Origin of the sequence: Cytobacillus oceanisediminis 2691, from assembly GCF_007678455.1 — a bacterium.
GTDB classification, from domain to species: Bacteria; Bacillota; Bacilli; order Bacillales; family Cytobacillaceae; genus Mesobacillus; species Mesobacillus oceanisediminis_A.
Map to the genome: position 1 here is coordinate 20,439 of NZ_VEEP01000016.1, position 10,492 is coordinate 30,930.

Genomic DNA, 10,492 nt, shown 5'->3' on the forward strand with positions numbered 1-10,492 from the left:
GGTCGCAGCCAAGAGATTTCTCCGCCCGAAAAAGAGAGAGACCTCGAGTTACGGTCGCAGCCAAGAGATTTCTCCGCCTGAAAAAGAGAGAGACCCTGAACAATTAAAGTTCAACTCTAACCCTCAACAAATAGAATCGGATAATTTAACATTTATAATACAAAAACGTTTTCTATTAAGAAACTCAAAAAGAAAATAACAAGTAGTTTTTTAGAAAAAATTGTAGATTCGTCAATAGCTGAAAAGGCCTATTTTATAAGGGTTTGGGGAATTGTAAAGGCTTTCCCTATGAAAAAGTTCACAAAATTGACCTATTTTTTCAAAAAAATTTTCTTGTAAAAGAAGGAGTTTTGATTTCAACGTGGAATTATTTAACTAGAATTTTATCTATTTGTAAAGGTGGTGAACAGAATGGAAGTAACTGACGTAAGATTACGCCGCGTTAATACAGATGGACGGATGAGAGCGATCGCTTCCATCACGCTTGACAACGAGTTTGTTGTCCATGATATCAGGGTGATTGATGGAAACAACGGCCTATTTGTTGCAATGCCAAGTAAGCGCACTCCTGATGGCGAGTTCCGTGATATCGCGCATCCGATCAACTCGGGTACACGCGGAAAGATTCAGGACGCTGTTTTGGCAGAGTACCACCGTTTGGGTGAATTGGAAGTTGAATTCGAAGAAGCTGGCGCTTCCTAGAACATAAAAGTGCATAACATCAAGAGCCTGCTGCATAAGTTAGGCTCTTTTTTATTTCCCCGGTTTATCCGCAAGCTAAACCTATTCTCATAAAAATTTATCCATCTATTTGGAAAAATACCTTCCCCCCTAAACTGACAAATAATTGTACTTGTTCTTCTATTCTTGAAATGGCCGGCTATTTAAGATATATTCGTAATGGATAAAAAGGTAAATTGGAGGCCTGCTAATGTCTAATCGTTATGCAATCATTTTAGCAGCCGGTCAGGGAACAAGAATGAAGTCCAAGTTGTATAAGGTGCTTCACCCTGTATGCGGCAAGCCAATGGTACAGCATGTAATTGACCAGGTGAAAAGTCTTGATATAAACGAAATCGTGACCATTGTCGGTCATGGCGCCGAAAAGGTGAAAGAGCAGCTTGGCGAGGATAGCCAGTATGCCTTGCAGGCGGAACAGCTGGGAACAGCCCATGCTGTACAGCAAGCGAGTGAAATGCTTGCAGATAGGGAAGGGGTCACCATTGTTGTCTGCGGTGATACTCCGCTGATCAAGGGAGAAACAATGGAAGCTCTTTTCAAGCACCATGAAGAGACACGCGCCAAAGCGACCATCCTGACTGCAAGAGCGGAAGACCCAACTGGCTACGGCCGTATCGTCCGGAATGCAGAAGGCTTTGTCGAAAAAATTGTCGAGCACAAGGATGCGAATGAGCAGGAAAGAACCATCAATGAAATTAACACAGGTACGTACTGCTTCGATAACAAAATGCTATTCGAAGCGATCCAGAATGTATCAAATGATAATGTTCAGGGGGAATACTATCTTCCTGATGTCATCGAAATCCTGAAAAACCAGGGTGAAACTGTATCAGCATACGTTACGGATAATTTCGCTGAAACGCTTGGCGTAAATGATCGTGTTGCACTTGCCGAGGCAGAGCGCACGATGAAAAAGCGAATCAATGAGTTCCATATGCGCAATGGTGTTTCGATTATCGATCCTGATAATACCTATATTGGACCGGATGTAGCAATCGGACAGGACACAGTCATTTTCCCGGGAACGACACTTTCCGGCAGCACAGACATCGGATCTGAATGCCAGATTGGACCAAATACTGAAATTAGCAGCTGTGAGATTGGAAACAATACAGTTATCCGTCAATCAGCGGCCTTTGACAGCAAGATTGGCTCTGAAGTCAATATTGGGCCATTTGCACATATCAGGCCTGCTTCTGATATCCATGATGAAGTGAAGATCGGCAATTTCGTCGAAATTAAAAAAGCGGTATTCGGCAAAGGAAGCAAGGCTTCCCACCTGAGCTATATCGGTGATGCAGAAGTTGGCGCTGATGTGAACATCGGCTGCGGATCGATCACAGTGAATTATGATGGCAAAAATAAATTCCTGACCAAGATTGAGGATGGCGTATTCATTGGCTGTAATTCAAATCTTGTTGCACCAGTGAAAATCGGCAAAGGCGCATATGTTGCGGCCGGTTCGACGATCACTGAAGATGTCCCAGGTGAAGCACTTGCGGTAGCACGTGCCCGCCAAGTCAACAAAGAAGATTATGTAGGGAAAATGAACGTAAAGAAATAAGAGTCTTGGAGGTCCCCAATGTCAAACCAGTATCTTGATCCAAATTTGAAGGTTTTTTCACTTAACTCAAACGTAGAACTAGCCCAGGAAATCGCGCAAGTCATCGGAGTCGAGCTCGGAAAATGTTCTGTATCCCAGTTCAGCGATGGAGAAATCCAGATCAATATCGAAGAAAGTATCCGTGGCTGTGATGTATATGTCATCCAGTCTACCAGCTCTCCAGTAAATGAGAACATCATGGAATTGCTGATCATGATTGATGCATTGAAGCGTGCATCAGCTAAAACAATCAATATTGTTATGCCTTATTATGGATATGCACGTCAGGACCGCAAAGCCCGTGCCCGTGAACCAATCACAGCTAAGCTTGTAGCGAACCTGCTTGAGACTGCCGGTGCTACCCGCGTAATCACGCTTGATCTTCACGCTCCGCAAATTCAGGGCTTCTTCGATATTCCAATCGATCACCTGATGGGTGTGCCAATTCTTTCTGAACACTTCAAAAGCAAGGAATTGAATGGCGACGTCGTCATTGTTTCTCCTGACCATGGCGGAGTTACTCGTGCAAGAAAGATGGCTGAAAGGCTGAAAGCGCCGATTGCGATCATCGATAAGCGCCGTCCAAAGCCGAATGTTGCTGAAGTTATGAATATCGTTGGTAACATCGAAGGCAAGATTGCGATCCTGATTGATGATATCATTGATACAGCCGGCACCATTACATTAGCGGCAAATGCCCTCGTTGAGAATGGAGCACTAGAAGTGTACGCTTGCTGTACGCACCCTGTATTGTCAGGTCCGGCGATTGAGCGTATCGAAAACTCTAAGATTAAAGAACTGGTAGTGACAAATACAATTGCGCTTCCGGAAGAAAAGCGCATTGGAAAGATCGATCAGCTGTCTGTTGCTCCACTGATTGGGGAAGCGATTATCCGCGTCCACGAAGAGCAATCCGTCAGCACATTGTTTGATTGATTTTATAAAGGGATTACAGGCTTGCCAATCGGCAAGCCTACTCTTGTTTCTGATTGCTTTTACAAACGAACTGGGCTAACCAATGCGCTTCCGCTTTTTCATGCCTTTCCGCAGGAGAAGCTGAAACTGCCAAGAAAAGCATGTTATTGTGACAGGTTTTAAGGATAAAGGGTCAAAGATGCCAAGAAACCCTCGTTATTATGACAAGTTTTAAGGATATAGGTCCAAAGCTGTCAAAAAAACCTCGTTATTGTGACAGGTTTTAAGGATAGAGGTTCAAAGCTGTCAAGAAACCCTCGTTATTGTGACAGGTTCTAAGGATAAAGGTTCAAAGCTGTCAAGAAACCCTCGTTATTGCGACAGGTTTTAAGGATAAAGGGTCAAAGCTGTCAAGAAACCCTCGTAATTGTGACAGGTTTTAAGGATAAAGGGTCAAAGCTGTCAAGAAACCCTCGTAATTGTGACAGGTTTTAAGGATAAAGGGTCAAAGCTGTCAAAAAAACTTCGTTATTGTGACAGGTTTTAAGGATAAAGGGTCAAAGCTGTCAAAAAAACTTCGTTATTGCGACAGGTTTTAAGAATAGAGAGTCAAAGCTGTCAAGAAACCCTTGTTATTGTGACGGGTTGTAAGGATAGAGGGGCAAAGCTGTCAAGAAACCTTCGTTATTGTGACAGGTTTTAAAGATAGAGGATCAAACTTCTAAAGAACCTGAAGCAATTTCCTGTGCAGAGCGAAAGGGCCATGTTAATAAAAGCGTTTTAAAAAAGTAAAACGTTTAGACCTTCCTGTTTTGGGGCATTTTTTATATAGACAAGTACTAACGAAATAGGAAGGGGACAAAATCATGGGTGCATTATTGAAAGCAAATGAACGCACAAATGCTCAACGTTCTGCCTTGAGGAAATTACGTCAAGAGGGGAAAATCCCGGCTGTCGTATACGGAAGGAATACAGAAAATCAGTCGATTTATATTGACAGTATCGAATTTATTAAAACGATTCGTGAAAATGGCAGAAATGGTGTTATATCGCTTGATGTCAATGGCAAACAGCAGGACGTCATGCTTACTGATTACCATCAGGACCATGTTAAAAATGAAATTTTGCATGCGGATTTTCTTGCGGTGGACAAGAGTTCTAAGGTGCATACGAGCGTCAGGGTGAACCTGGTTGGCGAGGCAGCGGGTGTGAAGGATGGAGGCGTCCTTCAGCAGCCGCTCCATGAGGTGAATATCACAGCGACACCGGGAAATATTCCGGATTCAATCGATGTGGATGTCACGAACCTTCAGGTCGGAGAGAATTTGACTCTGGCTGATGTTAAAACAGGAAACTATGAATTAAATGATGATGAAAGCACGGTAATCGTTTCAATCCTTCCTCCTAAGGTGGAAGAAGAAATCAACTCCGGTGAAGAACAAGAACCAGGAGACCCTGAAAATGAAGAAGGAAGAGAAACGGAAGCAAGCGGAGAATAAAGATGCAATGGACGTAGCCTGAAAGGGTTACGTCTTTTGCGGTTTTCATGTACATTAGAAAAGGATGGTTTTTCTGGCAGCCCCTGCATCGAGGGGAAGCCTAAAACCTTAAGTTTTTGGTTAGGGGTGTGGAAAGTTGAAATTATTCGTGGGGCTTGGGAATCCAGGAAGACAATATGACCAGACTAGGCATAATATCGGCTTTGAGGTCATTGATGAATTATCCAAACGGTGGAATATCCCGTTGGATCAGGCAAAACATAAAGGGCTTTATGGAAAGGGATTTGTGGGTGGAGAAAAGGTCATTCTTTTGAAGCCGTTAACCTATATGAATCTGTCTGGTGAATCAATCAGGGCGGTTATGGATTTTTATGATATAGATGTGGAAGATTTAGTCGTGATTTACGATGACCTGGATATGCCTACAGGCAGAATTCGTTTGCGTCAAAAGGGCAGTGCAGGGGGCCATAATGGAATAAAGTCCACTATCGCCCATACAGGCACACAGGAATTCAAAAGAATCAGGGTGGGCATAAGCCGTCCGACGAATGGAATGGCGATCACGGATTGGGTGCTTGGCCGTTTTACCGCAGAGGAGAAGGACCAGATGAATGAAGCTGTGCTGAAATCCGCAGATGCTTGTGAAGCATGGATCAAGAAGCCGTTCCTGGAAGTCATGAATATGTTTAATCAGTAAAATACAATCAGGGAAGACAGCACACGAAATCATGTCAATCTTCTGATTAAGTAATATAATGTTAAAATAGAATCATACAATAGGCTAAGTGCATAAGTTCCTCACAACGAGTCAATAATGAATAATGACTTAAATTGGGAGGGACGGGCATGGCTATACATTATCATTGCCGTCATTGCGGCACGAATATTGGCTCATTGGACAGGTTGTCTGTCCACAGTGAAAGCTTAGGGTTGCACAAGCTGACAGAGGAAGAACGCCAGGAAATGGTTTCTTACTCAGGTGATGGCGACATTCATATAAAATCGATTTGTGAAGATTGTCAGGAAGCCCTGGAACGCAACCCGGACTTCCACCAGCATGACTACCTGATTCACTGACAAGCTTTGGATTCCACATCCAAAGCATTTTTCTGTTTACAATATTCACTATCTTGACGTGATCATAGGCTCTGATCAGCCGGGTTATCTTAAAGCGTTAGACCCGGAATGAATATCAACAGCCATGTTTAATAAAGCCAAGTTAAAAGATTAGGATTTTTAAAAAGAGAGGGAGAGGTTTGGATGCAGGGGCTGAAAGCTCTTTTTAGTCATCAGGATGATGTCCAATCTGTCATTTCCGGAATGGAAGCGGGTCTCAGGGAACAGCTCGTTGCAGGCCTGTCCGGTTCGGCAAGGACGGTTTTTTTAGCGGCGATTTACGAACAGACGAAGCGCCCCATCCTGATTGTGACACATAATTTATTGCAAGCTCAAAAGCTATATGATGACATGATGAATTTAGTAGGGGAAAATGAAGTTTATCTTTATCCCGCCAATGAACTGATTGCTGCTGAAATCAGCATTTCCAGTCCTGAGCTTAAGGCGCAGCGGATCGAAGCCTTGAATCATTGGAGCAAAAAGAAAACGGGGATTGTGATTGTCCCAATGGCGGGTTTGAGAAAGTTATTGCCGCCGAAAGAGCTTTGGTCAAAATTCCAGCTGTCATTTAAGCTTGGCGAAGAAATTGAACTGGAGTCCATATTGAACCGCTTCGTCAGCATGGGATATGTACGGGCGGAAATGGTATCCGCACCTGGGGAATTCAGTGTCCGCGGCGGAATCATTGATATCTACCCGTTGACTTCTTCGGATCCGATCAGGATCGAACTGTTTGACACGGAGGTAGATTCAATCCGGACGTTCTCGCTTGAGGATCAGCGGTCAAAGGAAAAAATGAAAACCGTGGCGATCGGGCCTGCGACGGAAACCCCGATTGAGCATGAACAACTGGACCGGATGGTTTCAGGCATCAAGGAAGGCCTGGCGAAAAGCCTTAAAAAGCTCAAGGATGACAAAGCGAAGACGCTGATGTCACAGAATATCGGCTATGAACTGGAACAGCTCCGCAACGGGCAAAAACCGGATCAAGTGTTTAAATACTTATCGATTGCATACGAAAAGCCTCAAAGTTTAATAGATTACTTGCCGTCGAATGGTTTTCTGTTTATTGATGAAATCAGCAGGGTGCAGGAGATGAACGAGTCGCTCAGCAAGGAAGAAGCTGAATGGTATACAAGCCTCCTGGGCGAAGGGCAGATAATCCATGATTTGAAAATTTCTCACCATCTTCCTGAATTGATGAGTAAAACCCAAAAGCCGATTGTCTATTTATCGTTATTTTTACGGCATGTGCCAAACACGAGTCCGCAGAATATCATCAATATCTCCTGCAAACCGATGCAGAACTTCCACGGGCAGATGAATGTGCTGAAAGGCGAAGTCGACCGTTGGCGCAAAGGGAATTATGCAGTCATTTTTGTCGGTCCGGATGCCGAAAGGGTGAAGAAGCTCGAGCGTGTCCTCGAAGACTATGAGATTGATGCAGTAAAGGTGGGCAGCAAGCAGGAAATGCTGCCAGGGAAGGTGCAGATCATCCAGGGAAGCCTGAACACGGGCTTCGAATTCCCGATCCAGAAGATTGCCGTGATCACGGAAGAGGAGCTTTTCAACAAAAAAACAAAGAAGCCGGCAAGACGGCAGAAGCTTTCGAATGCAGAGCGGATCAAAAGCTATTCAGAACTGAAAATCGGCGACTATGTTGTCCATGTCAATCATGGAATCGGGAAATACCTTGGTATTGAAACGCTTGTCATCAATGGTGTCCATAAGGATTATCTCCACATCCGCTATCAAGGGACGGATAAGCTGTATGTTCCTGTTGAGCAGATTGACCTTGTCCAGAAGTATGTAGGCTCTGAAGGGAAAGAGCCAAAGGTCTACAAGCTGGGCGGAAGCGACTGGAAGCGTGTCAAGAGCAAGGTGCAATCCTCTGTCCAGGATATTGCCGATGATCTCATCAAGCTATACGCAGAGCGTGAAGCGAGTGTCGGCCATGCTTATTCACCGGATGGCGAAATGCAGCGTGATTTTGAATCGTCCTTCCCCTATCAGGAAACAGAGGACCAAATCCGTTCCATCCATGAAATCAAGCGGGATATGGAGCGCGAACGTCCGATGGACCGCCTGCTGTGCGGTGATGTTGGCTATGGGAAAACAGAGGTGGCCATCAGGGCAGCATTCAAAGCGATTGCAGACGGGAAGCAGGTCGCATTCCTCGTGCCGACGACCATCCTGGCGCAACAGCATTATGAAACACTTCGTGAGAGGTTCCAGGACTTCCCGATCAATATTGGCCTCATGAGCAGGTTCCGTACACGCAAGCAGCAAACGGAGACCATCAAGGGCTTAAAAGCGGGAAGCGTCGATATTGTCGTCGGTACCCACAGGCTTTTATCAAAGGAAATCACTTATCGTGACTTGGGCTTGCTGATCATCGATGAAGAACAGCGGTTTGGGGTCACCCATAAAGAAAAGATCAAGCAACTGAAGACGAATGTCGATGTCCTAACATTGACAGCGACGCCGATCCCGAGAACGCTGCATATGTCGATGCTTGGAGTCAGGGACCTGTCCGTCATAGAAACACCGCCGGAAAACCGTTTCCCTGTCCAGACATATGTCATGGAATATAACGGGGGACTCGTCCGTGAAGCGATTGAACGGGAACTGGCGAGGGACGGACAAGTATACTTCCTATATAACCGTGTCGAGGACATTGAACGGAAAGCAGAAGAGATTTCCATGCTCGTCCCGGATGCACGCGTTACGTTTGCCCACGGCCGGATGACTGAAAATGAACTTGAATCGGTGATGCTTGGTTTCCTTGAAGGTGAATACGATGTCCTTGTCAGTACGACGATCATCGAAACAGGTGTGGATATCCCGAATGTGAACACCTTGATTGTTTATGATGCCGATAAAATGGGACTTTCCCAGCTATACCAGCTGCGTGGAAGGGTTGGACGCTCCAACAGGGTGGCCTATGCCTATTTCACCTACAGGAAGGACAAAATTCTTACTGAAGTGGCGGAAAAGCGCCTGCAGGCCATCAAGGAGTTCACGGAACTCGGCTCCGGGTTTAAAATCGCGATGCGTGACCTGTCGATCCGCGGTGCCGGAAATCTGCTTGGTGCCCAGCAGCATGGCTTCATTGATTCAGTCGGCTTTGATCTATATTCACAAATGCTCAAGGAAGCCATCGAAGAACGCAAGCCTGAAAAAGAACAGATTCGCAAGCCTTCAATTGAAATCGACCTGGAGCTTGATGCCTATATCCCGGACAGCTATATTTCCGATGGCCATCAAAAAATCGAAATGTATAAGCGATTCCGCGGTATCGAGACATTGAAGGATATCGATGAATTGAAAGAAGAGATCACCGACCGCTTTGGGGATTATCCGCAGGAGGTTGGAACCTTATTCAAGGTGGCAGAGCTTAAGGTATATGCCATTACCGCAGGAGTGGAATCAATCAAACAGGCGAAGCAGGATGTGACGATCCTGTTATCAGAGGATGGAAGCACCCGGATTGACGGACAGAAGGTATTCAAGCTGAGCAGCAAGTACAGGAATGCTGTCGGGCTTGGCATGGAAGGCAACAAGCTAAAGATGGTTGTCCATACAAAAGCATTGAAGGACAATCGTTGGTTCGACATTACTTTCGAGATGGTTAAGGGACTGCACGACTCCCAAAAGGAACAGGAAAATACAGTATCCTGATATGTGGAAATATTTTGTAATACAAATGTAAAACAAGAAGGTGTTTCAAAAAAGATAGACAAGGGTAATTTTTGTGTGTACGCAAAAGTTGACTGGAAGGTTTATCCGTTTTTGGCACCTTTATCACTTCAAAGAAAATAATGATGAGAAGTGTATAGAACTTTCCATATGAAAGATACTAAGTTCAAATCTTGGTAAAGATGATGAATAAAGCCATTATCGCTACCAAAAAAATAATCATCAGATGAAAGTGAGGCAACGTTGGATGAAAGCAACTGGTATTGTTCGTCGAATCGATGATTTAGGTCGTGTCGTTATTCCTAAAGAAATTAGGAGAACCCTTCGTATTCGTGAAGGAGATCCACTTGAGATTTTCGTGGACCGTGATGGTGAGGTAATCCTTAAGAAGTATTCACCAATCAGCGAGCTGAGCGATTTTGCGAAGGAGTATGCAGAAGCGCTGTATGACAGCCTTGGCAACCCGGTTCTGATCTGCGATCGAGATACTTATATCGCAGTGGCGGGCGGTTCCAAGAAGGACTACCTGAATAAAAACATCGGTGAACTAGTCGAGAAGACAATGGAAGACCGTACTTCCTCGCTTGTGAACCAGCAATCTAACTTCGCGCTTGTTGACGGTAATGAAGAGTCTATTTCTTCTTATACAATCGGGCCGATCATCGCTAACGGAGACCCAATTGGGGCCGTAATCATCTTCTCTAAAGAAGGGTCACTAGGAGATGTTGAACAAAAGGCAGTGGAAACTGCTGCAGGCTTCCTTGCAAGACAGATGGAGCAATAATCGAGAGTTTTAACCGTATTTTCTATCATACCTGAATGGGGCAGCTGACAAAGCTGCCTTTTTTACTGTGTTAGAAAACCCCTGGCTATGCCGGGGGTTCCAGAGAGCTTATAGCGTGGTAGTAATAAAAAAACC

9 protein-coding genes are annotated in these 10,492 nt (G+C 44.8%); all 9 read left to right on the top strand.

Going from position 1 to position 10,492, the window contains the following annotated elements; translation table 11 throughout:
* On the top strand, nucleotides 1-199 hold a 199-nt coding region (locus FS736_RS24840; protein WP_222125090.1), incomplete at its 5' end, for a hypothetical protein.
* A 212-nt stretch (nucleotides 200-411) separates the two neighbouring features.
* Nucleotides 412-702: a septation regulator SpoVG gene (spoVG, locus tag FS736_RS22380; RefSeq protein WP_023613316.1), complete on the top strand. Its 291-nt coding sequence runs from the start codon at nucleotides 412-414 to the stop codon at nucleotides 700-702.
* Nucleotides 703-931: 229 nt separating this feature from the next.
* Nucleotides 932-2,305, top strand: coding sequence for a bifunctional UDP-N-acetylglucosamine diphosphorylase/glucosamine-1-phosphate N-acetyltransferase GlmU (gene glmU / locus FS736_RS22385; protein ID WP_144481344.1), 1,374 nt, complete (start codon nucleotides 932-934; stop codon nucleotides 2,303-2,305).
* A gap of 18 nt (nucleotides 2,306-2,323) precedes the next feature.
* A complete protein-coding gene (locus tag FS736_RS22390) occupies nucleotides 2,324-3,280 on the top strand; it encodes a ribose-phosphate diphosphokinase (RefSeq protein ID WP_144481345.1) in 957 nt (318 codons plus the stop codon).
* 845 nt (nucleotides 3,281-4,125) lie between these two features.
* Complete coding sequence (locus FS736_RS22395; RefSeq protein ID WP_144481346.1) at nucleotides 4,126-4,758, top strand: 50S ribosomal protein L25/general stress protein Ctc; 633 nt, start codon at nucleotides 4,126-4,128, stop codon at nucleotides 4,756-4,758.
* A 136-nt stretch (nucleotides 4,759-4,894) separates the two neighbouring features.
* Nucleotides 4,895-5,455, top strand: coding sequence for an aminoacyl-tRNA hydrolase (pth, locus tag FS736_RS22400; protein WP_144481347.1), 561 nt, complete (start codon nucleotides 4,895-4,897; stop codon nucleotides 5,453-5,455).
* A gap of 149 nt (nucleotides 5,456-5,604) precedes the next feature.
* A complete protein-coding gene (locus tag FS736_RS22405; protein WP_144481348.1) occupies nucleotides 5,605-5,835 on the top strand; it encodes an anti-sigma-F factor Fin family protein in 231 nt (76 codons plus the stop codon).
* A 183-nt stretch (nucleotides 5,836-6,018) separates the two neighbouring features.
* Nucleotides 6,019-9,555, top strand: coding sequence for a transcription-repair coupling factor (gene mfd / locus FS736_RS22410; RefSeq protein ID WP_144481349.1), 3,537 nt, complete (start codon nucleotides 6,019-6,021; stop codon nucleotides 9,553-9,555).
* A gap of 265 nt (nucleotides 9,556-9,820) precedes the next feature.
* Nucleotides 9,821-10,357, top strand: coding sequence for a stage V sporulation protein T (gene spoVT, locus FS736_RS22415; RefSeq protein WP_144481350.1), 537 nt, complete (start codon nucleotides 9,821-9,823; stop codon nucleotides 10,355-10,357).
* The last annotated feature ends 135 nt before the right edge of the window (nucleotides 10,358-10,492 follow it).

Coding starts and splice junctions, on each gene's coding strand:
- spoVG (WP_023613316.1), top strand. CDS start 412: ATGGAAGTAACTGACGTAAGATTACGCCGCGTTAATACAGATGGACGG.
- FS736_RS22395 (WP_144481346.1), top strand. CDS start 4,126: ATGGGTGCATTATTGAAAGCAAATGAACGCACAAATGCTCAACGTTCT.
- glmU (WP_144481344.1), top strand. CDS start 932: ATGTCTAATCGTTATGCAATCATTTTAGCAGCCGGTCAGGGAACAAGA.
- mfd (WP_144481349.1), top strand. CDS start 6,019: ATGCAGGGGCTGAAAGCTCTTTTTAGTCATCAGGATGATGTCCAATCT.
- FS736_RS22390 (WP_144481345.1), top strand. CDS start 2,324: ATGTCAAACCAGTATCTTGATCCAAATTTGAAGGTTTTTTCACTTAAC.
- spoVT (WP_144481350.1), top strand. CDS start 9,821: ATGAAAGCAACTGGTATTGTTCGTCGAATCGATGATTTAGGTCGTGTC.
- FS736_RS22405 (WP_144481348.1), top strand. CDS start 5,605: ATGGCTATACATTATCATTGCCGTCATTGCGGCACGAATATTGGCTCA.